The 24,938-nt window shown below is 62.4% G+C and carries 25 protein-coding genes; 21 read left to right on the forward strand and 4 right to left on the reverse strand.

Annotated elements, in window-relative coordinates; genetic code table 11:
- Nucleotides 1-51: 51 nt before the first annotated feature.
- Complete coding sequence (locus QCE48_RS07505) at nucleotides 52-1,623, reverse strand: protein adenylyltransferase SelO family protein (protein WP_309785437.1); 1,572 nt, start codon at nucleotides 1,621-1,623, stop codon at nucleotides 52-54.
- 109 nt (nucleotides 1,624-1,732) lie between these two features.
- Here QCE48_RS07505 and QCE48_RS07510 point away from each other — a divergent pair, with 109 nt between their 5' ends.
- The 4 genes from QCE48_RS07510 (at nucleotide 1,733) to QCE48_RS07525 (ending at nucleotide 7,495) form a co-directional block, all read left to right on the forward strand.
- Complete coding sequence (locus QCE48_RS07510) at nucleotides 1,733-3,391, forward strand: 3-(methylthio)propionyl-CoA ligase (RefSeq protein WP_309785435.1); 1,659 nt, start codon at nucleotides 1,733-1,735, stop codon at nucleotides 3,389-3,391.
- A gap of 165 nt (nucleotides 3,392-3,556) precedes the next feature.
- Nucleotides 3,557-5,641, forward strand: a complete 2,085-nt coding sequence (locus tag QCE48_RS07515) for a 3-hydroxyacyl-CoA dehydrogenase NAD-binding domain-containing protein (RefSeq protein WP_309785434.1) — start codon at nucleotides 3,557-3,559, stop codon at nucleotides 5,639-5,641.
- A 13-nt stretch (nucleotides 5,642-5,654) separates the two neighbouring features.
- Nucleotides 5,655-6,284, forward strand: a complete 630-nt coding sequence (gene pncA / locus QCE48_RS07520; RefSeq protein ID WP_309785433.1) for a bifunctional nicotinamidase/pyrazinamidase — start codon at nucleotides 5,655-5,657, stop codon at nucleotides 6,282-6,284.
- A 32-nt stretch (nucleotides 6,285-6,316) separates the two neighbouring features.
- Nucleotides 6,317-7,495: an acetyl-CoA C-acyltransferase gene (locus QCE48_RS07525; RefSeq protein WP_309785430.1), complete on the forward strand. Its 1,179-nt coding sequence runs from the start codon at nucleotides 6,317-6,319 to the stop codon at nucleotides 7,493-7,495.
- Between the two features lie 132 nt (nucleotides 7,496-7,627).
- Here the strand turns inward: QCE48_RS07525 and QCE48_RS07530 are convergent, their stop codons facing one another.
- Nucleotides 7,628-8,506 carry a LysR family transcriptional regulator gene (locus QCE48_RS07530; RefSeq protein ID WP_309785428.1) on the reverse strand — a complete coding sequence of 293 codons (879 nt, stop codon included), beginning with the start codon at nucleotides 8,504-8,506 and terminating at the stop codon, nucleotides 7,628-7,630.
- A 258-nt stretch (nucleotides 8,507-8,764) separates the two neighbouring features.
- On the opposite strand from QCE48_RS07530, the gene QCE48_RS07535 reads away from it, so the two are divergent.
- From QCE48_RS07535 to QCE48_RS07605, 15 genes are all read left to right on the forward strand, one after another.
- Entirely contained in the window at nucleotides 8,765-9,568 is an 804-nt protein-coding gene (locus QCE48_RS07535; protein WP_309785427.1) for a sulfite exporter TauE/SafE family protein, read from the forward strand.
- Between the two features lie 100 nt (nucleotides 9,569-9,668).
- Nucleotides 9,669-9,950 carry a UxaA family hydrolase gene (locus QCE48_RS07540; RefSeq protein ID WP_309785426.1) on the forward strand — a complete coding sequence of 94 codons (282 nt, stop codon included), beginning with the start codon at nucleotides 9,669-9,671 and terminating at the stop codon, nucleotides 9,948-9,950.
- Nucleotides 9,951-10,004: 54 nt separating this feature from the next.
- The gene (locus QCE48_RS07545) at nucleotides 10,005-11,180 is read left to right on the forward strand and encodes a UxaA family hydrolase (RefSeq protein ID WP_309785425.1); all 1,176 of its coding nucleotides are present in this window, start codon (nucleotides 10,005-10,007) and stop codon (nucleotides 11,178-11,180) included.
- A gap of 146 nt (nucleotides 11,181-11,326) precedes the next feature.
- Complete coding sequence (dctA, locus tag QCE48_RS07550; protein ID WP_309785422.1) at nucleotides 11,327-12,598, forward strand: C4-dicarboxylate transporter DctA; 1,272 nt, start codon at nucleotides 11,327-11,329, stop codon at nucleotides 12,596-12,598.
- A gap of 99 nt (nucleotides 12,599-12,697) precedes the next feature.
- Nucleotides 12,698-13,417 (forward strand): 2Fe-2S iron-sulfur cluster-binding protein, encoded by a 720-nt coding sequence (locus QCE48_RS07555; protein WP_309785420.1) that lies wholly within the window; start codon nucleotides 12,698-12,700, stop codon nucleotides 13,415-13,417.
- Entirely contained in the window at nucleotides 13,417-13,764 is a 348-nt protein-coding gene (locus QCE48_RS07560; RefSeq protein WP_309785419.1) for a succinate dehydrogenase, read from the forward strand. Before QCE48_RS07555 ends, QCE48_RS07560 begins: the two co-directional genes overlap by 1 nt.
- The gene (gene sdhC / locus QCE48_RS07565) at nucleotides 13,764-14,117 is read left to right on the forward strand and encodes a succinate dehydrogenase, cytochrome b556 subunit (protein ID WP_309785417.1); all 354 of its coding nucleotides are present in this window, start codon (nucleotides 13,764-13,766) and stop codon (nucleotides 14,115-14,117) included. Before QCE48_RS07560 ends, sdhC begins: the two co-directional genes overlap by 1 nt.
- 46 nt (nucleotides 14,118-14,163) lie before the next feature.
- The gene (locus QCE48_RS07570; RefSeq protein WP_309785414.1) at nucleotides 14,164-15,039 is read left to right on the forward strand and encodes a fumarate hydratase; all 876 of its coding nucleotides are present in this window, start codon (nucleotides 14,164-14,166) and stop codon (nucleotides 15,037-15,039) included.
- 4 nt (nucleotides 15,040-15,043) lie between these two features.
- Nucleotides 15,044-15,658, forward strand: a complete 615-nt coding sequence (locus tag QCE48_RS07575) for a fumarate hydratase C-terminal domain-containing protein (protein ID WP_309785413.1) — start codon at nucleotides 15,044-15,046, stop codon at nucleotides 15,656-15,658.
- Nucleotides 15,655-17,412, forward strand: a complete 1,758-nt coding sequence (locus QCE48_RS07580) for an FAD-binding protein (RefSeq protein WP_309785411.1) — start codon at nucleotides 15,655-15,657, stop codon at nucleotides 17,410-17,412. The genes QCE48_RS07575 and QCE48_RS07580 overlap by 4 nt, the downstream gene beginning before the upstream one ends.
- Nucleotides 17,413-17,690: 278 nt before the next feature.
- A complete protein-coding gene (locus QCE48_RS07585; RefSeq protein ID WP_309785409.1) occupies nucleotides 17,691-17,993 on the forward strand; it encodes a Dabb family protein in 303 nt (100 codons plus the stop codon).
- Between the two features lie 8 nt (nucleotides 17,994-18,001).
- Complete coding sequence (locus QCE48_RS07590; RefSeq protein WP_309785407.1) at nucleotides 18,002-18,472, forward strand: PaaI family thioesterase; 471 nt, start codon at nucleotides 18,002-18,004, stop codon at nucleotides 18,470-18,472.
- A gap of 32 nt (nucleotides 18,473-18,504) precedes the next feature.
- On the forward strand, nucleotides 18,505-19,503 hold the full coding sequence (locus QCE48_RS07595; protein WP_309785406.1) for an NADP-dependent oxidoreductase: 999 nt from the start codon (nucleotides 18,505-18,507) through the stop codon (nucleotides 19,501-19,503).
- A 37-nt stretch (nucleotides 19,504-19,540) separates the two neighbouring features.
- A complete protein-coding gene (locus tag QCE48_RS07600; RefSeq protein WP_309785404.1) occupies nucleotides 19,541-20,410 on the forward strand; it encodes an SDR family oxidoreductase in 870 nt (289 codons plus the stop codon).
- A 6-nt stretch (nucleotides 20,411-20,416) separates the two neighbouring features.
- Nucleotides 20,417-21,373, forward strand: coding sequence for an alpha/beta hydrolase (locus QCE48_RS07605; protein WP_309785402.1), 957 nt, complete (start codon nucleotides 20,417-20,419; stop codon nucleotides 21,371-21,373).
- 9 nt (nucleotides 21,374-21,382) lie between these two features.
- Here the strand turns inward: QCE48_RS07605 and QCE48_RS07610 are convergent, their stop codons facing one another.
- Nucleotides 21,383-22,216, reverse strand: a complete 834-nt coding sequence (locus QCE48_RS07610; protein ID WP_309785401.1) for an NRDE family protein — start codon at nucleotides 22,214-22,216, stop codon at nucleotides 21,383-21,385.
- A 25-nt stretch (nucleotides 22,217-22,241) separates the two neighbouring features.
- Nucleotides 22,242-23,228, reverse strand: coding sequence for a folate-binding protein (locus tag QCE48_RS07615; RefSeq protein WP_309785400.1), 987 nt, complete (start codon nucleotides 23,226-23,228; stop codon nucleotides 22,242-22,244).
- Nucleotides 23,229-23,306: 78 nt separating this feature from the next.
- Here QCE48_RS07615 and mltG point away from each other — a divergent pair, with 78 nt between their 5' ends.
- Together mltG and tmk are read left to right on the forward strand one after the other, a co-directional pair.
- Complete coding sequence (gene mltG, locus QCE48_RS07620; RefSeq protein ID WP_309785399.1) at nucleotides 23,307-24,317, forward strand: endolytic transglycosylase MltG; 1,011 nt, start codon at nucleotides 23,307-23,309, stop codon at nucleotides 24,315-24,317.
- Nucleotides 24,317-24,937 (forward strand): dTMP kinase, encoded by a 621-nt coding sequence (gene tmk / locus QCE48_RS07625; protein WP_309785397.1) that lies wholly within the window; start codon nucleotides 24,317-24,319, stop codon nucleotides 24,935-24,937. The genes mltG and tmk overlap by 1 nt, the downstream gene beginning before the upstream one ends.
- Nucleotide 24,938 lies beyond the last annotated feature (1 nt).

Raw genomic sequence — 24,938 nt, forward strand, 5'->3', positions numbered from 1 at the left:
ATCAATCCTCTGGTTGTCGGCCTGGGTTGGCTCATCTAGATAAGGGCGATTTCAGGAAGAACAACTCACTTCGAGATCGCTTGCCCAGTCGGGCGGCAGGCCCGCGTAGGCGTCGAATTCGGGTTGCTCGTCGAACGGGCGGGAAAGCACGCGCAAGAGCCGCTCGACTTCCGAGAAATCCTTCTCCTTCGCCTGGCGGATCGCCTGCTCGGCGAGGTGATTGCGCAACACGTACTTCGGATTCACGCGATTCATCGCAGCCGCGCGTTGCTCGTCGCTTTGTTGTTCCTGCGACAGCCGCGCGCGGTATTGCGCAGCCCACGCATCGAACGCCGCGCGGTCGAGAAAGAGATCGCGCACCGGCGCGTCGCTGGACGCATCGGCCTTCGACAGCTTCGCAAGGTTGCGGAACGTCAGCGTGAAGTCGGCGCGGTTCGCATGCATCACTTCGAGCAGCGCGTTCGCCAGTTTCTCGTCGCCTTCGCGCGCATCGGTCAGGCCGAGCTTCGCGCGAAAGCGGGCTTCGAGCGCTGGCGCGAAGCGCGTCTTGAAGCCTTCGAGCACGCGCTGCGCGTCTTCGATCACGCGTTCGGCGCGCCCTTCCTCGGGATACTGCTGGCCGAAGAGCGGCACGAGCGCCTGCGCGAGACAAAAGAGATTCCAGTAACCGACCTGCGGCTGGCGGCTGTACGAATAACGGCCCTGCGTGTCGGAGTGATTGCAGACGTGATGCGCGTTGAAGCCGTCCATGAAACCGAACGGGCCGTAGTCGATCGTGAGGCCGAGGATCGACATGTTGTCCGTGTTCATCACGCCGTGGCAGAAGCCGACCGCCTGCCAGTCCGCCATCAGGTCGGCGGTGCGGTTCATGACTTCGCCGAGCAGCGCGAGGTAAGGATCGTCGGCTTCGCGGCATCGCGGATAGAAGCGGTCGATCACGTGATCGGCGAGCGCCTTCAGGTCGTCCACGCGATCGTTCGAATAGAAGTGCTCGAAGTGGCCGAAGCGCACGAAACTCTCCGACACGCGCGTGACGATCGCCGATGTCTCGGTGCTCTCGCGGCGCACCGGGAGGTCCGAGCCGATCACGGTGAGCGCGCGCGTCGTCGGGATGCCGAGGTGATGCATGGCTTCCGAGCACAGGAATTCGCGGATCGACGAACGCAGCACCGCGCGGCCGTCGCCCATGCGCGAATAGGGCGTGCGGCCCGCGCCCTTCAGTTGCAGCTCGAAGCGCCTGCCTGCGGATTCGATCTCGCCGAGGCCGATCGCGCGGCCGTCGCCGAGTTGCCCGGCCCATACGCCGAACTGATGCCCCGAATAGACCGTCGCGTAAGGCAGCTTGTCGGCGGGCCAGTCGCGGCTGGGATTGCCGGCGAAGAACTCGGCGAACGCGGGTTCATGCGCCACCGCAGGATCGATGCCGAGTTGCCGTGCGGCATCCACTGAAACGGCGACGAGGTAAGGGTCGGGAACGGGCGCGGCGGGGAGACGGGTCAGGAACCGCGTGCCCAGCTGGGCGAAGGCATCGGCGCGGTCGATATCGATGGCGGCGGCGACTTCGTCCATCGAGAGGGCGTCGCCCGGTTCAGCGTGCAAGGCATTGCTTGGGGAAAACGACATGTTGAGCGCCTCTGGGTTAAACGATATTGTAATTCCGCGCAGGCGGCGCTGCAGAGGCCGCTCCAATGCGCCAAAAGTACAAGACGAAAATCACTGGAGACTTAAGCCCATGACGTCGCCGCTTTACGGCCAGATGATGGATGTGCCGCTGCTCGCTTCATCGCTGTTGTCCCACGCTGCACGCTATTTCGGCGATACCGAGATCGTCTCCCGCCGGATCGAAGGGGACATTCACCGCTATGCGTACCGCGACTGCGAGAAGCGCGCGAAGCAACTGGCGCAGGCGCTGATCGCGCTCGGCGTGCAACCGGGCGAGCGCATCGGCACGCTCGCCTGGAACGGCTACCGGCATCTCGAGTGTTATTACGGCACGACCGGCATGGGTGCCGTCTGCCACACGATCAATCCGCGGCTCTTTCCCGAGCAGATCGCGTTCATCATCGATCACGCCGAAGACGCCTACGTCTTCTTCGACATGACGTTCGCGCCGCTCGTCGACATCGTCGCGCCGCAGTGCCCGAAGGTGAAGGGCTGGATCGCGCTCGGCGACGCGTCGTGCATCCGCGAGCATCTCGGCGACATGGACGTGCCGCTCTTTTCCTACGAGACGCTCGTCACCGCGCAGGACGGCAACTACACGTGGCCGGTCTTCGACGAGCGCACGGCGTCGTTCCTTTGCTACACGTCGGGCACGACCGGCCATCCGAAGGGCGCGCTCTATTCGCACCGCTCGACCGTGCTGCACGCCTACGGCGCATCGCTGCCCGATGCGATGGGCGCGTCCGCCGGCGACGCGATCCTGCCCGTCGTGCCGATGTTCCATGTGAACGCGTGGGGCATTCCGCACGCGGCGCCGCTCGTGGGCGCGAAGCTCGTGTTCCCGGGCAAGGACCTCGACGGCAAGTCGCTCTACGAACTGATGGAAGCCGAGGGCGTCACGTTCTCGGCCGGCGTGCCGACTGTCTGGCTCGGTCTGCTCAATTACATGAAAGAGGCAGGCGTGCGCTTCTCGACGCTCAGGCGCACGGTGATCGGCGGCTCCGCGTGCCCGCCCGCGATGCTGCGCGCGTTCGAAGACCAATACGGCGTCGAGGTGATTCACGCGTGGGGCATGACGGAGATGTCACCGCTCGGCACGCTCGCGCATCTGAACTTCAGGCAGAAAGCGCGTTCGCCCGAAGAGCAGCGCAAGTCGCGCGAGAAACAGGGGCACGTGATCTTCGGCGTCGACATGAAAGTGGTTGGCGACGACGGCCGCGAACTGCCGTGGGATGGCTGCTCGTTCGGCGACCTGCACGTGCGCGGACCGTGGGTGATCGACCGCTATTTCCGCCGCGATGAGTCTCCGCTCGTCGACGGCTGGTTCCCGACCGGCGACGTCGCCACGATCGACGCCGACGGCTTCATGCAGATCACCGACCGCAGCAAGGACGTGATCAAGTCGGGCGGCGAGTGGATCAGCTCCATCGACCTGGAGAACATCGCGGTGTCGCATCCGCAGGTGGCGGAGGCGGCGTGCATCGCGTGCGCGCATCCGAAGTGGACCGAGCGGCCGCTCATCGTGGCGGTGCTGCGTCCGGGCGCAACGGTGACGCGCGAGGAACTGCGCGCGTACTACGAAGGCAAGGTGGCGAAGTGGTGGATGCCGGACGACGTCGTCTTCGCCGACGAACTGCCGCACACCGCGACCGGCAAGCTGCAGAAGCTGCGTCTGCGCGAGTTGTATCGCGATTACGTACTGCCGGGCGTCGCCGACCATCCCGCCTGACTTCCGCCGGCGAAGGCCCGGGTAATCCCCGGCATTCGATTGCCAATACAAAATTGAACGATCGTTCGTTTTTGTGTATTCTGGCACGGTAACTCAGAATAACCTGAGGCACCGCGACCGCTTCGCTTCGTGCGACGCAGGCGGCATCGAATGGAGGCAGACGAAATGGCAGTGGACTACACCATCCGCGGCGGCATCGCCGTCATCACGCTCGACAACCCGCCGGTGAACGGCCTCGGGCACTCGACGCGGCTCGGAATCGTCGAAGGCATCGAGCGGGCGCGCGACGACGCAGCGGTGTCGGCCATCGTGATCACCGGCGCCGGCCGCGCGTTCTCGGGCGGCGCCGACATCACCGAATTCAACACGCCGAAAGCCACGCAGGAGCCGACGCTGCACACAGTCATCCAGGCGGTGGAGGGCAGCGCGAAGCCGGTTGTCGCGGCGATCCACAGCGTCGCGATGGGCGGCGGGCTCGAACTGGCGTTGGGCGCGCATTACCGCGTGGCCGCGCCGGGCGCGCAGATCGCGCTGCCCGAAGTGAAGCTCGGCCTCCTGCCGGGCGCGGGCGGCACACAGCGCCTGCCGCGCGCGGTCGGACTCGAAACCGCGCTCAACATGATCGTGTCGGGAACGCCCGTCCTGTCGGAAAAGCTGGCGAACACGGCGCTCTTCGATGCAATCGCCGAAGGCGATCTGCTCGACGCCGCGGTGAAGTTCGCCAAAGATGCCGGCGCGCGAAGCGGCCCGCATCCGAAAGTGCGCGACTGCAAGATCGTGCATCCGAACGCCGAAGGTTTTATCCAGTTCGCGCGCAACAGCGTCGCGGCCATCGCAAAGAACTTCCCCGCGCCGCACAAGTGCATCGACGCGGTGGAGGCGGGCGTGAAAGAGGGCTTCGACAAGGGTCTCGCCTTCGAGCGCGAATGCTTTCTCGCGCTCGTACAGACGTCCGAGAGCCGCGCGCTGCGTCACGCGTTCTTCGGCGAACGCGCAGCGAGCAAGATCCCCGATGTGCCGTCGAATACGCCCGTGCGCGCGATCGAGCGCGTCGGCGTGATCGGTGCGGGAACGATGGGCGGCGGCATCGCGATGAACTTCCTCAACGCGGGGCTGGCGGTCACGCTGCTGGAGACGAAGCAGGAGGCGCTCGACCGCGGCCTCGCCACGATCCGCAAGAACTACGAAGCGCAGGTCAAGAAGGGCAAACTCACGGCCGAGAAGCTCGACGCGCTCATGGCGCTCGTTAAGCCGACGCTCGCCTATGAAGACCTTGCAGACGCCGATCTCATCGTCGAAGCCGTGTTCGAGGAACTCGGCGTGAAGGAGCAGGTATTCGGCAAGCTCGATGAAGTTGCGAAGCCCGGCGCGATCCTCGCATCGAACACGTCGACGCTCGATGTGAACAAGATCGCCGCCTTCACGAAGCGTCCGCAAGACGTGGTCGGCCTGCACTTCTTCAGCCCGGCCAACGTGATGAAGCTGCTCGAAGTCGTGCGCGGCGAGAAGACCGCAAACGACGTGCTCGCGACCGTCATGCAGCTCGCGAAGAAGATCAGGAAGACGGCGGTGGTCTCGGGCGTCTGCGACGGTTTCATCGGCAACCGGATGATCGAACAGTACATCCGCCAGGCGCTCTTCATGCTCGAAGAAGGCGCGCTGCCCGCGCAGGTCGATCGCGCGATCGAAAAGTTCGGCTTTGCGATGGGACCGTTTCGCATGAGCGATCTCGCGGGCAACGACATCGGCTGGGCGATACGCAAGCGCCGTTATCAGGAGCAGCCGGAACTGCACTATTCGCGCATCGCGGACCGCTTGTGCGAGACCGGCCGCTTCGGGCAGAAGACCGGCGCGGGCTGGTACGACTATAAGGCGGGCGAGCGCAACGCGCTGCCCTCGAAGCTCGTCGACGAGATGGTCGTCGCGTATTCGAAAGAGCGTGGCATCGAGCGCCGCAAGATTGCCGACGACGAGATCGTTGAGCGGCTCGTGCTCGCGCTCGTCAACGAAGGCGCGAAGATTCTCGACGAGGGGATTGCGTCGAAGGCATCCGACATCGACATGGTCTATCTGACGGGCTACGGCTTCCCGCTTTATCGCGGCGGCCCGATGCTGTATGCCGATACGCTCGGCCTCTACAACGTCGAGCGCGCGATCCGCAAATACGCCGCGCAGCCCAACGGCGACGCCTGGGTAAGCGCGAAGCGCGTGACGGAACTCGCATCGCAGGGCAAGGGTTTCAACAGCTGACACGGAGCCGGCGATGAAAGGCGCAGACGAAGTCCTGCTCGCAGTCGACATCCAGAACGATTTCATGCCGGGCGGCGCCCTCGCGGTTGCACACGGCGATGAAATCGTGCCTGTCGTCAACCGGTTTGCGCGCGCGTTTTCGCATGTCGTGCTGACGCAGGACTGGCATCCGCGCGGGCACGTTTCGTTTGCGGCGAATCACGCGGGCCGCGCGCCCTTCGAGACGACGACGCTCGCCTATGGCGAGCAGGTCCTCTGGCCGACCCATTGCGTGCAGGACACCGAAGGCGCCGCGCTGCATCGAGATCTCGACGTGCCGCATGCGCGGCTCGTGATCCGCAAGGGCCATCACGCCGATGTCGACAGTTATTCGGCATTCGTCGAAGCCGATCGCAAGACGCCGACGGGCCTCGCCGGTTATCTGCGCGACGTGGGCGTCACGCACGTCTATCTGTGCGGACTCGCGACCGACTATTGCGTCGCGTGGTCCGCGCTCGATGCGAGGCGCGCAGGCTTTGCGGTGAGCGTGATCGAAGATGCGTGCCGCGCGATCGACCTCGACGGATCGCTCGCGAAAGCCTGGGAAGACATGACGGCCGCGGGCGTGGGGCGCATCGATTCGAGCGCTCTGCCCGCGCGCTGAAACCATACCGAACATCAATTGCAGGAGACGACATGACGGACGCAGTAATCGTATCGACAGCACGCACGGGCCTCGCCAAATCCTGGCGCGGCGCATTCAACATGACCCACGGCGCGACGCTCGGCGGCCACGTGACGAAGGCCGCCGTCGAGCGCGCGGGGATCGACCCGGCGCGCGTCGAGGACGTGATCATGGGCTGCGCCAATCCCGAAGGCGCGACGGGCATGAACATCGCGCGGCAGATCGCGCTGCGCGCTGGTTTGCCGGTCAGCGTGCCGGGCATGACGGTGAACCGCTTCTGCTCGTCGGGGCTGCAGACGATCGCGCTTGCGGCGCAACGCGTGATCGCGGGCGAGGGCGACGTTTATGTGGCGGGCGGTGTGGAGTCGATTTCGTGCGTGCAGAACGAAATGAACCAGCACATGCTGACCGACGGCTGGCTGATGGAGCACAAGCCGGCGATCTACTGGTCGATGTTGCAGACGGCGGAGAACGTCGCCAAGCGCTATGAGATTTCGAGGGCACGTCAGGATGAGTACGGCGTGCAGTCGCAGTTGCGCGCGGCGGCGGCGCAGGCAGCGGGCCGCTTCAATGATGAGATCGTGCCGATGACGGTGCTGGCCGGCGTCGCCGACAAGGCTTCGGGGCAGCTCTTCACGAAGGAAGTGACCATCGCTGCGGACGAAGGCATCCGCGCGGATACGACGCTCGAAGGGGTATCGAAGATTCGCACGGCAATGCCAGGTGGCGTCGTCACGGCGGGCAATGCGAGCCAGTTTTCCGATGGGGCTTCGGCTTGCGTCGTGATGAATGCGGCGGTGGCGGAGCGGGAAGGACTGAAGCCGCTCGGGATTTTCCGCGGGTTCGCGGTGGCGGGGTGCGAGCCGGATGAGATGGGGATCGGGCCGGTGTTCGCCATTCCCAAGTTGCTCAAGCGGGCCGGGCTTTCCGTTGCGGATATCGACCTTTGGGAGCTTAACGAGGCGTTTGCCGTGCAGGTGCTTTATTGCCGCGATACGCTCGGGATTCCGAATGACCGGTTAAATGTGGACGGCGGGGCGATTGCGGTGGGGCATCCGTATGGGGTGTCGGGCGCACGGCTGACCGGGCATGCGTTGATCGAAGGGAAACGGCGCGGGGCGAAGCTTGTCGTGGTGACGATGTGTATCGGCGGCGGGCAGGGGGCGGCGGGGTTGTTTGAGGTGGTTTAAGGTCCGGGGCCCGAGCGTGTTCTTTTTGTTTCTTGATGCGCTCGGGTGACGCGCAATGTGAGCGGTTTGATTCATGACATCAGGATAGGGTGGACAACGGGAGGAGCCGACCGCCGATCGAGTCGAGTGCCGTCAGCCTTGATCAAAGTACTTCTTGATCGCTTCCGTGAAGTTCATCCGCCCGTGACTGGCGCGTTCGAGTAAGCCGACACGTCGTCGAACGTCGACGCCCTCGAGCGGAAATAACGCCAGCGCATCATCCTTTTCCCACGCGACATTCGCCAACTTGGGGACGATCGATATTCCGAAGCCCTGACGGACAAGTGCAATGATCGCCTCGATGGAGTTCAACTCCATGGCTTCGTTCACTTGCACAGCACAACGCTTTAGTACGTCCTGGACGAGAATGCCGGTCCACGTGCTTCTTTCGAATCTCATGAAAGGAGCCGTTTCCAGCATCGCTCGTGGGTCCTGCGGAAGTTCGAAGTGAGGACATCTCGGCACGATCAAAACCATTGGCTCAGAGTACAGCGGACACCATTTCAGGCTTGATGGAATCGGCCTCGGCGACTGCGTGACCACCGCAGCGTCCAACTCTCCACTTTCGACTTTTAGTGCGAAGTCGCTCGACATTCCCGCCAACAAATGCACGTCGAGGCTAGGGTAGCGGCGCCTGATCGACCACAACGCATCCGCAAAAGCGCCCATCAGCGCAGATACCAGCGCCCCAATAACGACGGTGCCGGACATTTCTCCTCCACTGACAGAGGCCTCCAGCAGTTCGTACTGGCTCACGACTTGCTCGGCGCGGCGGACTAGCGACCGACCGACAGGATTCAGCACCACGGCTCGCGCACTGCGATCAAAAAGTTGAACGCCCAGTTCATCCTCGAGTGATCGAATTTGCAGTCCGACCGCCGCCGGCGTCAAGCCAACGATGTCTCCCGCCGCCGCGAAAGTCCCGCAGCGAGCAACGGTGAGGAAAATCTTGAGCGTTCTGATCGACGGCATAGGAGCCTTGATGACGGAACAAATTAGAAAGAATTCCTTTCTCTAAGGCCAATTATTACTCGGTTTTCCTTTATGTGTAGCCCGATCATAATCGTTCCAACCGAAGAGGAAAAGCCCCATAAAACACGGAGACAGCGCTATGGGACCCCAAGTCCATGCATCAGCCTGCACCAGCGAAGAGTCAACGATTCATGGTTCGTTTGGTGTTCAGGTCCGCGATCAGGCGTTCCTTTGCATCGTTTGTTTGGCGCAGCGACAGTGATCGATTTCTTCTCCCAAACGTCCGCTTCGCTTATAGCGGCGACGGGCGTGGGCCTCGACTCGGTCGATCTGCTCATAGCTGGGATGAGCGTCGCCGCAGGGTATTTCGTCTATGGATTAACGGGCTTCGGCTCGTCGATTGTCGCCGTACCGATGTTGACGCAGGTGGTGGCCCTGAGAACGGCAACACCTGTGATGCTAATCCTTGACCTTGCAGCCGGACTCCTGGTCGGCATGCGCGGTATTCGACTTGTGTCGAAATCCGAACTCAGTCGTCTGATGCCCTGGTTGTCGATCGGATTACTGATCGGCGTCTTTGTCCTAGTGGCAGTGCCGGAAGGGCCACTGAAGTTGCTATTGGGTTCAACGCTCCTGGTTTATTCGGTGTGGCGCCTGGTTTCGCGCCAAGGATTCAGCACGATCAGAACAGCATGGTCAGTACCGCTCGGGCTTGCCGGCGGTTGTTTGACGGCGATATTTGGAACTGGTGGCCCTCTCTACACGATCTATCTTGCCGGCCGGCTCAGCGACGCAGAACAACGCAGAGCAACGATAAGCACGCTTATCACGATTACAGCGCTATTGAGGCTCCTGTTGTTCAGTGCATCCGGCCTATACAAAAATCCTGAAGTGTTGACGCTCGCGCTCTGCCTGTTTCCTTGCGGTGCGGTTGGTTTGGGTCTGGGCGCGTGGTTTCGAGGAAAAGTCCCGGCGGGAAAGCTGCTCAAAGCGCTGTGGTTCGTGTTGTTCTTATCTGGCATCAATCTCTGCGCGAGAACGGTATTGAGTTCCTTCCTTTAAGAGGCTGAGCATGCGACGAACTTGAAACGAGGATCCGAGTGGCTCGGTGGTCCCAGAAAAAAATAGATTGATTAGACATTGTCACGATAAGGAGTAGCAAATGATTCACGCAGTTTTGCATGAAGCTAAAGACACGGTCGGTATTGCTGTTGTCGAAGGTATTACCGCAGGGATGAACCTTAACGCGTGGATCATGGACGAGGATGAAATCGTCGCAGTCTCGGCGAAGCAGGACATTCCCATCGGTCACAAGGTCGCTCTGAAAGACATGGCCGTCGGCGACACGGTGTTCAAGTACGGCGTCGACATCGGCAAAGTGGTCGCGCCCATCACGGCGGGCGAACACGCTCACGTGCACAACATCAAGACGAAGCGCTGGTAAGCCGCGCGCCCGGAATCAGCAAATCAACGCATTCCCCATACCGAGAGAGACATCATGAGCGTGATCAGTCTGGACACCACTTTCCGCGGCTTTCGTCGCGACAACGGCCGCGTCGGCGTTCGTAACCATGTAATCATCCTACCGGTCGACGACCTGTCGAACGCGGCGGCGCAGGCGCTGGAAAGCAACATCAAGGGCACGATGGCCCTGCCGCATCCGTACGGCCGCCTGCAATTCGGCGCCGACCTCGACCTGCACTTCCGCACGCTTATCGGCGCGGGCAGCAATCCCAACGTCGCGGCGGTGATCGTGATCGGCATCGAGGAAGGCTGGACGAAGCGCGTCGTCGACGGCATCGCGAAATCGGGCAAGCCGGTGATGGGCTTCGGCATTGAACTGCACGGCGATCATGACACCATCATGCGCGCCTCGAAGGCTGCGAAAGAGATGGTGCAATACGCCACCTCGCTCGATCGCGAGGAATGCCCCCTGAGCGAACTGTGGGTTTCGACGAAATGCGGCGAGTCGGACACGACTTCCGGCTGCGGCGCGAATCCGACCGTCGGCAATGCGTTCGACAAGCTCTACGGACATGGCACCACGCTCGTGTTCGGCGAGACGTCGGAACTGACGGGCGGCGAGCAGATCGTGGCCGCGCGCTGCGCCAACGACGACGTGCGCGAACGCTTCGCCTTCATGTTCGACCGCTATCAGGACATGATCAACCGGTGGAAGACGGACGATCTCTCCGAGTCGCAACCGACCAAGGGCAACATCGCGGGCGGCCTCACGACAATCGAAGAGAAGGCGCTCGGCAACATTCAGAAGATCGGCAAGAAGTGCATGGTAGACGGCGTGCTCGACAAGGCCGAAACGCCGACGCACCCCGGCCTGTGGTTCATGGATTCTTCGTCGGCGGCGGCGGAGATGGTCACGCTCTGCGCGGCCTCCGGTTTCGTCGTGCACTTTTTCCCGACGGGACAAGGCAACGTGATCGGCAACGCGATCGTGCCGGTCATCAAAATCTGCGCGAACCCGCGCACGGTACGCACGATGAGCGAACACATCGACGTCGATGTGTCGGGCATCTTGCAACGCGAACAGAATCTCGATCAGTCGGGCGACCGCCTGCTCGAAACCATGCTCGCCACCGCGAACGGCCGCTGGACCTCGGCGGAAACGCTCGGCCATCGCGAGTTCGTACTGACGCGTCTGTTTGAAAGCGCGTAACCAACCTTGCTCACGAGGAACATCCCAGCTAAGGCTGCGCGCCTACTTATTGCACCGCCCTAAAAGAGGCGAATGAGGCGCGGCCCCAAAGAACGATCTCATCGGCTCTCGGGATACATCGAGAGCGATGAGACAAAGGAGACACCATGCTTGGCCGCAGCTTGAGACACATCTACGTGCAGGTGCTTATTGCGATCGTAATCGGCGTTCTAATTGGTCATTTCTTTCCCACCTTCGGACAGTCGTTGAAGCCGATGTCGGATGCCTTCATCCGACTCGTGAAGATGATCACGCCCCCGCTGATTTTTACAACGATCGTTTGCGGTGTGTCGCAGATCGGTGACCTCCGGTCGTTGGGGAAAGTCGCAGGGAAGGCTTTCATTTACTTCGAGGTGGTTACCACATTGGCGCTGCTGGTCGGCATGATCATGGTGAACCTGCTAGCGCCGGGCGAGGGCATGAACTTGCAGGTCGGTACGACCGATACGCACGTATTGGCCCAGTACCAGACTTCGGTGCAACACGGGAGCGGTGGTCTCGTCGATTTTTTTCTGCACATGATTCCCAGCAGTTTCATGGGTCCGTTCGTTTCCGGGGACATGCTGCAGATCGTCGTGATTGCTTCTCTATTTGCAGTAGGTTTGTCCTATCTAGGTCCGAAAGGCAAATCGCTGCTTTCCTTTTTTGAATCTGTCTCCGATGTCCTGTTTCGCATTGTCGCGCTAATCATGCGTCTTGCTCCGCTCGGTGCGCTTGCTGCGATGGGATTTGCTGTCGGGAAATACGGGCTGTCTTCACTGCACTCGTTGGGAATGTTGTTGATCACGATCTATGTTGCAACGATCTTCTTTCTAGTTGTGGTCGTTGGAACGATCTGTCGGATGAGCGGCTTCAGTCTCTGGAGACTGATGGGTCATCTGAAGGGCGAGATATTGTTGGTGCTTGCAACCACCTCATCGGAATCCGTCTTTCCTCAACTCATCAAGAAGCTGGAAGCGCTCGGTTGTCCGAAACAGGTAGTGGGTACTGTGATGCCGATGGGATACTCCTTCAATCTCGACGGCACCTGCGTCGCACAGGTGATTTGCGCAATGTTCATCGCACAGGCGTATGGCATACCGATGTCCTGGGAGCAACAGATTGCGCTCATGGTTCTCTCGATGGTCAGTTCGAAGGGCGCCGCCGGCGTGTCAGGGGCGGGTTTCGTAACCTTGCTTGCAACATTGACCGCATTCAAAGATATACCAATAGAAGGCGCAGCCCTGATTCTCGGCGTTGATCGCTTCATTTCGGAGATCCGCGCGGTTACGAACATGATCGGTAATGCGGTGGCGACGCTCGTCATCTCGGGCCTGGAGAAAGAGCGCGACGAGACAAAGATGGTATTCGTGCAAAAGCGACGCGCTGCGGAAACGTAAATCAAGGCTTTATCGAATGCAATGAATCATTCGCTTTTTTCTTTGCACTACGCGGGCGCAGACTTCTTCTAGCCGATGCACAACTACACCTGAGACGACATGAGCAACAAGACACTCCGCGTGAAAGTTTGGAGGGGGCGGACCTCCGGCGAGTTGGTTTCTTACGACGTGCCACGGTTTGACAACCAGACTGTGCTGGATGTGGTCATGTACATCCAGCGCAATCTCCAGCCGGATCTCGCCTTCCGATATGCGTGCCGGGTCGGTATGTGCGGATCGTGCGCAATGAGCGTAAACGGCAAGGCCCGGTGGACTTGCAGGACCCACGTATCGAAGGTTGCAGTCGGCGAGGAACTGGAGATCGCGCCGCTGTCCAATTTGCCGGTGATAAAGGATCTGGCGACGAATATGGAGCAATTCTTCGATAAGTGGGCGGAAGCGAAGGGACGATTCAAAGGCGAACGAACACGTGCCGACGACTTTAGCAAGGTGTCGCCACAGAGCAAGAAGCGCACATCGGCCGACGCCGGCATTGAATGTATCGGTTGCGGAGTGTGTTACTCGTCCTGCGACGTCGTGACGTGGAGGCCCGACTATCTTGGACCTGCAGCGATGAATCGTGCTTGGACGCTGATGAACGACGAACGGGATGTCGAAGGCGTCGAGCGGCTACGCGCTGTCGCAGGCGATGCCGGGTGTCACTCTTGTCACACGCAGGGATCCTGCACAGAGCGTTGCCCAAAGCAGCTGTCGCCGACAGCAGGCATCGCAGGATTAAAGCGGCTCGTGATGAAGGCCGCGATCGAGGGAAAACTGTGATGCACACACTCTCTTTAAGAACGCAGGCTCGCTTGTGGTACTGGCAGCGGATGAGCGCGATGGTGCTCGCCGCCTGCGTGGTCTTGCACATCGTCGTCATTGTTTATGCCGTCCACAGCGGGCTAAGCGAGCATGCGATCCTCGCACGTACTCACAAAAATTGGTTCTTTGCCGGCTTTTACACGCTCTTTGTCCTGGCATGTGCAGTTCATGTGCCGATTGGCCTCTTAAGGATCGCGGAAGAGTGGCTCGGATGGCGTGGTCGTCCTGCTCATTTTGCCTGTTCGGTGGTGACGCTTGGCTTGCTCGCGCTCGGCATGCGAGCAGTGACGGGGGTGATCCTGTAATGAGAAAGAACGACTTCCGGGCCAAATCCCACCCCGCGTACTGGGCCTTCATTGTCCATCGTTTGTCAGGAATTGCGCTGGCCTTCTTTATTCCGGTGCATTTCTGGGCGCTCGGCAAAACGCTTTCGCATGACGGCTCACTGGATGAATTTCTGCGCTTCACCGACAAGCCACTGTTTAAATTCGCCGAATGGGGGCTGGTCATCCTGCTTTCGCTACATCTGATGGGCGGCCTGCGCTTGCTCGCCATCGAGTTTCTGCCCTGGAGCGGTCTGCGAAAGAACTGGCTTGCACTGGGCGCCGGAGCAAGTGCCTGCACCGGATTGGCTTTTCTCTTGGCGCTCGTTCATTGAAGTTCGCCCAACACGCTACACCCCACAATCAATAGGAGACGAGAAAATGAGGCTCGACCTGAACGCTGTCGAGAAGGCGGCAAAGGAGCTTTACATCCGTGCGTTGAAGATACTTCCCCCGGACGTAAAAGCTGGAATCGAAACACTGTCATCGAATGAAACGTCACCGATCGCTCAACGCGTGCTCGGGACAATGAAAACGAATATTCGGGTGGCGGAAGAAACTGAAAATCTTCTGTGTCAGGACACGGGGATTCCGATCTACAACGTGAGCATCGGCCGCAATGTCGAATTCGAAGGCTTCGCGTTGAAAGCAGCCATTCGCCGCGGCTGTGAGCGAGCGACGAAAGAACATCCGCTACGCTCGTCCGTGGTTCATCCTCTCACACGAAAAAACAACCATACGTCGTGCGGCATAGAGGTGCCGGTGATTCATATCGATTTCTCTGCCAAGCCGGACCATGTGTCGATTGAAATGGTGCCAAAGGGTAGCGGCTCCGAGAACAACTCGTTTCTCAAGATGGCGGTTCCCGCTGAGGGTATCGACGCGATCAAGACCTTCGTGATCGACTGTGCGGTCTCGGCCGGAGGCAAGACCTGCCCGCCGACAATCGTCGGTGTGGGTCTTGGTGGGACGTCCGACCTTTCTGTCGCGCTCGCCAAGCGCGCCGCCACACGAGAGCTGGGCACCCATTGCGGCGATCCCGAGGGCGCGGCGCTCGAAAAAGAGCTTTCTGCGGCGGTCAACAAGCTTGGCATCGGACCGCAGGGACTGGGCGGCGACAGCACTGCGTTCGCAGTGCATATCGAACTTGCTTCCACGCATATCACGATGAATCCAATCGCGGTAAACATGCAATGTCACTCGGCTCGCCGCGCAAAAGCGATTTTCTCGAACACAGGCATCACTTACGGATTCTGACGCCATGGCCCATTACGAACTCGCCACTCCGGTTGACGAAGCCACAATTCGCAAGTTGCGCGTCAACGACACGGTCACGCTTGAAACAACGCTTTACGGCATCCGGGACGCAACGCAGATTCACCTGTTCGACAAGGGACGAACGACGGACTTCGACTTGCGCGGACATGCGGTCATCCACACTGCGCCCAATGTTCGAAAAGTATCCCCAAGCCCGGAGTACCCCGCAGGCTATCAACCTATCTGCATCGGAACGACCACCTCGGATCGCATGGAGCGCTTTACAAGGCCGCTCATGGAACAGTACGGCGTTCGGATGATCGTCGGGAAAGGCGGCTTGCGCGACGGATCGAAGGCCGCTTTTAAAGAGATGGGCGGTGTCTATCTTGCCATCATCGGCGGTACGGCGGCGCTCGAGACGACCTGGATCGAGCGCATCGACGCGGTAGATCTCGACGATCTCAATCCCGAGTCGCTGTGGCGATTCAAAATCAAGGGGTTCGGGCCATTGCTCGTCGCAATGGATAGCGAAGGCACCAGTCTCTACGATGCCGTCAGCGTCGATACCGCCAAGCGTCGGGCGGCTGCCCTCGAAAGCCTGGGAGTGCATGCATCATGAACATCAAACGAATCCAGACCGATATCCTCATCCTCGGCTCGGGCGGTGCCGGCCTTTTCGCCGCGCTGCACGCGCATCAGAACGCGCCGCAATTGTCGATTACCGTCGCTGTAAAGGGTCTCTTAGGGAAATGTGGCTGTACGCGTATGGTTCAGGGCGGGTACAACGTGGCGCTGGCGCCGGGCGACTCCGTCGAGCGTCATTTCATGGACACGATCGAGGGCAGCAAGTGGCTCTCGAATCAGGAGTTGGCATGGACGTTGGTGAGCACAGCGGTCGAGCGGGTCCGCGAGTTGGAAAACGAACTAGGTTGTTTCTTCGATCGTAATCCCGACGGCTCGATACATCAGAAGGCGTTTGCTGGACAAACCTTCGATCGGACCGTTCACAAGGGCGACTTGACCGGCATCGAGATCATCAATCGCTTGGCCGAACAAGTCTGGAGTCGGGGGATCAACCGACTGGAAGAACATCGCGCGATCGAACTGATCAAGACGCCCAACGGCGATGGCGTGGCCGGCGTACTCATGATCGATATGCGAAGCGGCGAGTTCGTGTTCGTGCAGGCGAAGGCTGTGTTGCTTGCAACCGGCGGAGGGCCGACCATGTACAAATATCACACGCCGTCCGGTGACAAGAGTTGCGACGGGCTCGCGATGGCGCTGCGGGCGGGGCTGACGCTGCGGGACATGGAGATGGTGCAGTTCCATCCGACTGGACTTCTTGCAGGAAGCCACACTCGAATGACCGGCACTGTTCTCGAAGAGGGGCTGCGAGGGGCTGGCGGACATCTCCTCAACGGTCAGCATGAGCGCTTCATGCATTCGTACGATTCCAGGGGCGAGCGCGCGACGCGCGACATCGTCTCGCGCGGGATCTATTCGGAGATGCGTGCGGGCCGTACGTCGCCCAACGGCGGTGTGTATATCAAGATGAACCATCTAGGCCCTGAAAAGGTCCGCAAACAATTTAAAGGCATGGTGGAACGCTGCGCCGACTGCGGATTCGATCTGGCAGGCGGCGAAGTCGAAGTCGTTCCAACCGCGCACTACATGATGGGTGGCGTGGTATTCAAAGCGGACTGTCAGACGGACTTGACCGGGCTTTTTGCCGCAGGCGAGGATACGGGCGGCGTACACGGGGCGAATCGTCTCGGCGGCAACGGCGTGGCGAATTCGACTGTGTTTGGAGGCATCGCAGGCGACAGCATGGCGCGCTGGGTGCAGGCCAATAATAGCTATCGAGTACCCGATGAGCAGTCGATTCTCGCCGCGATCAACGAGGCAGAGCGACCGTTTGCCAAAGAGGGCAAGGACCTTGAGTTGATCCGCGAGTCACTTTTCGAATGCATGTGGAAGGATGTCGGGATCATCAGAAATGGAGAAGGCCTCGTGAAAGCACGAGACAGCCTCTCTGACATGCAGGCGAAGCTGATGGATACTGGTGTCGTCGATGGCGATCGCGCGTTGAATGCTCAGTGGCATGACTGGTTGAACCTGAGAAATCTGATTTCCGTCAGCCGCGTGATCACGGAAGCAGCGCTCGCGCGCGAAAATTCCCGCGGGGCTCACTTCCGCGAAGACTTCCCAGCGGCGGGGAATCTCGAATCTTCGGCCTTTACGACGGCGAAGCTTTCAGGAGGAGCTGTGAAGATCGCGAGGCAGCCAGTGGAGTTTGTCATCGTGAAGCCCGGTGAAACGGTGCTCCGGGAGGAGGATGCCACATTTTCGACGCCGCCGGTCGCGGTGACTTGAGCGTCATTGATGACAGAGACTCGTGGCGCAGACCTCTGCTTCGGGGTGGAGTCAGGCCGATCCTGACAGTTTCGCGCAATCACACACCATGCGAACTCGCCAGCGAGTTAGCGCTCGCGAATGTCCGATGAACTCTGAGACGGGCCGCACGAGTCGACTACGGGCGATGGGCTGAATTGAGTCGCCCACACCAACCCGCGTCACAACCATTCCCAGGCACACCCTTCACGTTTTTGATACGCTTGAGGCCCTCGATCAAAGCCTGCAAAGGAGCGCCCATGCTACGCCACATCGTCATGTGGAAACTGAAGGAAACCACCGAAGGCGCCGACCGTGCCGAGAACGCCCAAAAGCTCAAAGCCACGCTCGAAACCTGCCGCAGCATCGTCCAGGGACAGGGGCACTTCGAGGTCGGCATCGGGCTCGGCCTTCCGGCCTCGACCTTCGACGTCGTCCTCGTCTCCGACTTCGACGACAGCGCCGCCCTCGATTCCTATCAGAAGCACCCGAAGCACGTCGCGATCAAGGGTTTCGTCGGCGCCGTGACCGAAGGGCGCCAGTGCGTCGACTACGAAGTGTGAGCGCAACGATGCCCCAAGACCCACGCGACCCCGTCATCGAAAGCCCTTTCGTCGACAACCTGGGCGTCCAGCTCATCAAGGCCGCCGACGGCGCGAGCGAAGTCGCGATGCCGCTCGCGAGCGGCCACCTGAACACCTGGGGCATCGCGCACGGCGGCGTCACGATGACGCTCGCCGACGTCGCGCTCGCGATGGCCGCGCGCAGCCTCGCGGGCGATGGCATGGGCGTCGTGACCGTCGAGATGAAGGTCAACTTCATGCAGCCCGGCCGCGGCGAGCTGCGCGCCTTCGGCCGCGTGCTGCATCGCTCGACCACGATGGCCTATTGCGAAGGCGAAATCCGCGACAGCGAAGGCCACTTCGTCGCGAAGGCGCTCGGCACGTTCAAGTACATGAGGCGGCTCGCCGTCGGGCGCGACATTGTCCAGCAGAAACTGCGCTCCGATCCCGCCGCGAAGCCCGGTCCGAGCGACGCCTGAAGCGCATCCATCGATCCTCCAAGGAGTGCCGCATGACCGAGCAAAACCGACAAATCCTGCTGGTCTCGCGCCCCGACGGCGAGGCGCGTGCCGACAACTTCCGGCTCGTCGAAACGCCGCTCGCGCCGCTCGGCGACGGCCAGGTGCGCGTGCGCAATCACTATCTCTCGCTCGATCCGTACATGCGCGGCCGCATGAACGACACCAAGTCGTATGCGCCGCCGCAACCGCTCGACGAAGTGATGATCGGCGGGACGGTGGGCGAAGTCGTCGAATCGAAGCATCCGAAGTTCAAGCCCGGCGACAAGGTCGTCGGCATGTTCGGCTGGCAGGAGTACGGCACGTCGGACGGCACGAACCTGAAAGTCGTCGACGACACCCATGTGCCGCTCTCGGCCTATCTCGGCCCGGTCGGCATGCCGGGCGTCACCGGCTGGTACGGGCTCAACCGCATCATCGAGCCGAAAGCGGGCGAAACCGTCGTCGTGAGCGCGGCGAGCGGCGCGGTCGGCGGCGTCGTCGGGCAACTGGCGAAGGCCGCGGGCTGCCGCGCGGTCGGCATCGCGGGCGGCGAGGACAAATGCCGCTACGTGGTCGAGTCCCTCGGCTTCGACGCCTGCGTGGACTACAAGGCGGGCAAGCTCCACGAAGACCTGAAGGCGGCAGTGCCCAACGGCATCGACGGCTGCTTCGAGAACGTCGGCGGCGAAGTGCTCGACGCCGTGCTCCTGCGCATGAACGCGTTCGGCCGCATTGCGCTCTGCGGGATGATCGCGGGCTACGACGGCGCGCCGCTGCCGCTCAAGCGCCCCGCGCTCATCCTCACGCAACGGCTGAAGCTGCAGGGCTTCATCGTGAGCGAGCATATGGAGGACTGGCCGCAGGCGCTCACGCAACTCGGCGGACTCGTCGCGCAGAAGAAACTGCACTACCGCGAAAGCATTGCGCTCGGGCTCGAAAACGCGCCGCAAGCGTTCCTCGGCTTGCTCAAGGGCCGCAACTTCGGCAAGCAGCTCGTGAAGCTGATCTGACCTCCCGACCCCGTCGCAGCGAAAAAAGGAGCCGAGCGTGGACCAGTTCGAAGGCAAGGTCGCGGTGATCACGGGCGGCGGCAGCGGCTTCGGCCGCGCGTTCGCGATCAAGGGCGCGTCGCTCGGCATGAAGCTCGTGCTCGCCGACATCGATCCGGCTGCGCTCGCCGAAACAGTCGAGTTGCTGCGCGCGTCGGGCGCCGAGGCGCTCGGCGTGCCGACCGACGTTGCCGACGCAGCGCAAGTCGACGCCCTCGCGAAAGCCGCGCTCGACACCTTCGGCGCGGTGCATCTGCTCTTCAACAACGCGGGCGTCGGCGCGGGCGGTTTCATCTGGGAAAACAGCGCGAACGACTGGCGCTGGGTCTTCGGCGTCAACGTGATGGGCGTGGCGAACGGCTTGCGCGCCTTCACGCCGGTCATGCTCGCGCAGGGCGAACCGGCGCATATCGTCAACACGGCGTCGGTCGCGGGCCTGCTCGCGGCGCCTGCGATGGGCATCTACAACGCATCGAAGCACGCGGTCGTCGGGATGACGGAGACGCTCTATCACGACCTGAAGCTCGCGGGCGGCCAGGTCGACTGTTCGCTGCTGTGCCCGGCGTTCGTGCCGACCGGCATCGCGAACGCCGAGCGCGCGCGTCCCGGCGACTTGCGCAACGACGCGCCGCCGACCGCATCGCAGAAACTCGCCGGCAGGCAATTGACGAAGGCGGTGGAGGGCGGGCGGCTGTCGGCGCACGAGGTCGCCGAGATCACCTTCGATGCCATCCGCGAGCGCCGTTTCTACGTCATCACGCATCCGGCCATCATGGCGTCGGTGCAACTGCGTCTCGACGACATCGCGCAGTTGCGCAATCCCACCGATCCGCTTTCGCTGAAGCCCGGCGTGAAGGCGAGCCGCTGATCATCCATGCCGCTCAACCCCAAGATCGCGCAGATCCTCGAGATGGTCGCGCGCGCGAATCGTCCGCCGTATCACCTGCTTTCCGCGCAACAGGCGCGCGCCGCCTACGCGATGAGCGCGCAGATTCTCGACATCGCGCCGGCGCCGATGCACGACGTGCAGGACATCGACGTGCCGATGCGCGACGGCGCCGCGATCCGCGTGCGCCTTTATTTTCCGTTCGAGCCGAGTTGGGCCGCGCCGGCGCCCGCGCTGGTGTTTTTCCATGGCGGCGGCTTCACGGTCGGCAGCATCGACACCCATGACGCGCTGTGCCGCAAGCTCGCGATCGACGCGGGCTGCGTCGTGGCATCGGTCGATTACCGGCTCGCGCCCGAGCACAAGTTTCCGGTCGCCGTGAACGACGCCTTCGACGCGCTTCAGTGGCTGCACGCAGAAGCTGCCACGTTCGGCATCGACGCATCGCGCATGGCGGTCGCCGGCGACAGCGCGGGCGGCACGCTCGCGACCGTCTGCGCGGTGCTCGCGCGTGACGCGGGGCTCGCGCTGCGGCTGCAACTGCTGATTTATCCGGGCGTGAGCGCGCGCCAGCAGAGCGGCTCGCACACGCGCTATGCGCAAGGTTTCCTGCTGTCGGGCGAGACGATCCAGTGGTTCTTCGCGCAATATCTCGACGACGATGCGCAACGCGACGACTGGCGCTTCGCTCCGCTCGACGGCACGCGCGGCCAGCCCGACTACAAAGGCGTGGCGCCCGCGTGGATCGCGGCAGCGGACCACGATCCGCTCTTCGACGAAGACGTCGCTTACGCACGCAAACTCCAGGACGCGGGCGTGCCCGTGACGATCGTGCGCTACGAAGGGATGATCCACGAGTTCTTCAAGATGGGCGGCTTCGTGCCCGACGTCGCGCATGCGCACACCGAAGCGGTCCGCGCGCTGCGGGTTGCGCTCGAACCGTAGGCGGCGCGCCTAGCGCTCCACGTCGAATGCGAAGCTGCGCTCGAACGCGCCCGGCCGCACGATGCGATGCGCGCCGTCGTCGTCGCTGCGTTCCTTGATCTCGATCTTCAGGCCGTCGTCGAATTCGAGGACCTGCAACGCGGTCGTGCTGCGCGTGCCGTAATCGGGCGATTCGATGAACGCCGCCGACAGCACGCGCTCACGCTCGATCGAAATGCCGGTGGCGGGCAGCAGATCGTCGTTGGCGATGCGCGGATCGCGCAGCGTGTCGATCAAGAGGTCGAGCGAGGGCTGCCCGCGCTCGTCGCTTTCGTGGATCAGATCGCGCAACGCGTCGCGCTGGGCGACGAGTTTCGGCCAGGGCGTGTTCAGCAGGCTGTTCGAAAGCCCGTGCACGCCCGGTTCGAGCAGCGACGGCGGCGCATCGGCGCGATTGCCGTACCAGCCGATCTCGCGCCGCGTGAAATCGCCGACGAGCAGATTGAAACCGTTGTAACGATCGCCTTCGCGGGCCACGCGGCGCAGATAGTCGAGCGGGGCAACGGGCGCATCGGCGAGGAAGTCGGAGACGAGCGCGCCGCGCGTCGGCGCATCGGGGCGCACTTCGCTCGGCGCGCGAAAATTCGTGAGCGCGGCGAAACGCCCGTCGCGCGTCACGCCGAGCCACGTGCCGCCGCCCGTCAGATCGCGGCCCGCGAGCACGTTTGGCGCGTCGGCCCACCATGAAAGCGGCTCGGTTTCGCGGCGAAAGAACTCGTCGCGGTTCGCGGCGAGCGTGAGAAGCGGACGAACGCTCCCCGAGCGATGCGCATCGGGCCGCCAGTCGAAAACGATCAGGCACATGGTTGCGCGCTCGGGGTCGGGTTGATCAGACGTCGGCGGGGAAAGCGTAGGGCAGCGGCAGGAACGCGAGCGCCGCGCCGTCGGACGAGCCGACGTGCACCGCGCCGTTATCGAGCGCCGTGAGCTTGATCTCGACCAGGCAATCGACGCCGCCATCTTGCGCCGGCGCCGCGTTGATGACCATGCCGCAAGGCTGGCCGGGGTCGTCGGAGTGGAAGACTTCGTCGCCGGGTTGCGCCGCTTGCGCGTGCGCGAGCGCCGTGCGCCGCTTGATCGTGCCGCGATACTGGCTGCGCGCGACGATCTCCTGTCCCGGATAGCAACCCTTCTTGAAGTTCACGCCGCCGAGCACGTCGAAATTGACCATCTGCGGAACGAATTGCTCGGAGGTCGCCTGCGTGATGCGCGGCTCGCCCGCGTGGATGTCGAGCCAGTCCCACATCGACGCCGACGCGCGCGTGAGCTTCTCCTCCAGCTTCGGCAACTGCGCCTCGATGTCGGCTTTCGGCCCGACCCACAGGAATCGCGCGCGGTACGCCGCGTCGGGCACGCGGATCAGCGCGCCGTGCGGGCCTTCCACTTTCACGTGCACGCCGTCGGGCAACGCGTCGAAGATGCCGGAGAGCGCCGCGCGGACGTCGCCCACGAAACCGATCGCGCCGACTTCCGGCGTCGCGTCCGACAGTTTCGCCTTCGCGCGCAGCACGAACATCGAGAGACGCTTCTGGACCGGCGCCTGCACGTCGTGCGAAATCAGAAGGCGCACGGCGTCGCCCGTGCGCCACATCAGGAACGACGCCAGGAGCCGCCCCTTCGCCGAGCAATAGCCGGCAAGCCGCGCCGTGGAGGCATCGAGATGCTGGACGTCGTTGGTCAGCTGGGTGTGAAGGAACGAGGCGGCTTCTTCGCCCTTGACGTCGATGACGCCGAACTGCGTGAGCGGCATGAACGCGCCCGCGTTCAGCACGGCGGTGAATTCGGAGGGATCGGGTGAGGCGGTCGGGGAATTCATGGAGTGTGCTGGAAGTCAATCCTGACTTTGGCGGAAGCGAACAAGTATTATATGGGGTCTATCTCAAGCGTGTTCCGCATGTCCCTTTTCAAGAAATGCCTCATCGCGACGGCGGTGGCCGTCGTGATCGTGATCGCGCTCGCCGGCGGCGTGTATCACTGGGCGATGAGCCCCGTCACGCTCGCCTCGCCGCAACTCGACGTCACCATCAAGCCCCACAGCAGCCTGCGCAGCGTCAGCACTCAGTTGAACCGCGGCGGCGTCCCGGTCGAACCGGAGTTGTTCGTGCTGATGACGCGTGTGCTCGGCCTGCAATCGCAACTGAAATCGGGCAATTACGCGTTCAAGAACGGCATCACGCCTTACGAGGTGCTGCAGAAAATGGCGCGCGGCGACGTGAACGAATACGTGGCGACCGTCATCGAAGGCTGGACGCTACAGAAAATGCGCGCCGAACTCGACGGCAATCCGGCGCTCGCGCACGATACGGCCGGCATGAGCGACACCGATCTGCTCAAGGCGATCGGCGCGCCGGAAGTGGACAAGGCGTCGGCGGAAGGGCTCTTTTTCCCGGACACCTATCTCTTCGACAAAGGCACGAGCGACCTCGCGGTCTACAAGCGCGCCTACCGGCTGATGCAGTTACGGCTCACCGAAGCGTGGAGCGCGCGCGCGCCGGACCTGCCTTACAAGACGCCTTACGAGGCACTCATCATGGCGTCGATCGTCGAAAAGGAGACGGGGCGCGCGGCGGACCGGCCGCTCGTCGCAGCGGTGTTCGCGAACCGGCTGAAGATCGGCATGCCGCTGCAGACCGACCCGACGGTGATCTACGGCCTCGGGTCGGCTTACGGCGGGCGCCTGAAGAAAAAGGACCTGCAAACCGACACTCCGTACAATACCTACACGAGGAACGGCCTGCCGCCGACGCCGATCGCGCTGCCCGGCGTCGCCGCGCTCGCCGCGACGATGAACCCGGCGTCGAGCACCGCGCTTTATTTCGTGTCGCGCGGCGACGGCAGCAGCATCTTTTCCGACAATCTCGGCGAGCACAACAAGGCCGTCGACAAGTACATCCGGGGTCAATGATGGCGCGCGGCAAATTCATCACGTTCGAAGGCATCGACGGCGCGGGCAAGACGACCCATCTCGACTGGTTCAGGACGCGCCTCGAAGCGCGCGTCGCGCCGCTCGGACGCTCGGTCGTCATGACGCGCGAGCCGGGCGGCACGGCGCTCGGCGAAACCTTGCGCGGCATCCTGCTGAACCAGCCGATGGACCTCGAAACCGAGGCGCTGTTGATGTTCGCGGCGCGCCGCGAGCATCTCGCGCAGGTGATCGAACCGGCGCTCGCGCACGGTGACTGGGTGCTCTCCGACCGCTTCTCCGACGCCACGTTCGCCTATCAGGGCGGCGGCCGCGGGCTGCCGCGCGACAAGCTGGAGGCGCTGGAGCGCTGGGTGCAGGGCGGTTTCCAGCCGGATCTGACCGTGCTTTTCGACGTGCCGACGGCGACCGCCAGCGAACGGCGCGGCGCGGCGCGTGCACCGGACAAGTTCGAGAGCGAGTCGGAGGCGTTTTTCAACCGCACGCGCGACGAATATCTGCGGCGCGCGGCGGAATCGCCAGAACGCTTCGTGATCGTCGATGCGACGCGCTCCATCGAAGCCATTCAGGAAGAACTCGAAGAAGTCATCGCAAGTATTTGAT

The organism is Caballeronia sp. LZ024 (assembly GCF_031451455.1).
Classification (GTDB): Bacteria; Pseudomonadota; Gammaproteobacteria; order Burkholderiales; family Burkholderiaceae; genus Caballeronia; species Caballeronia telluris.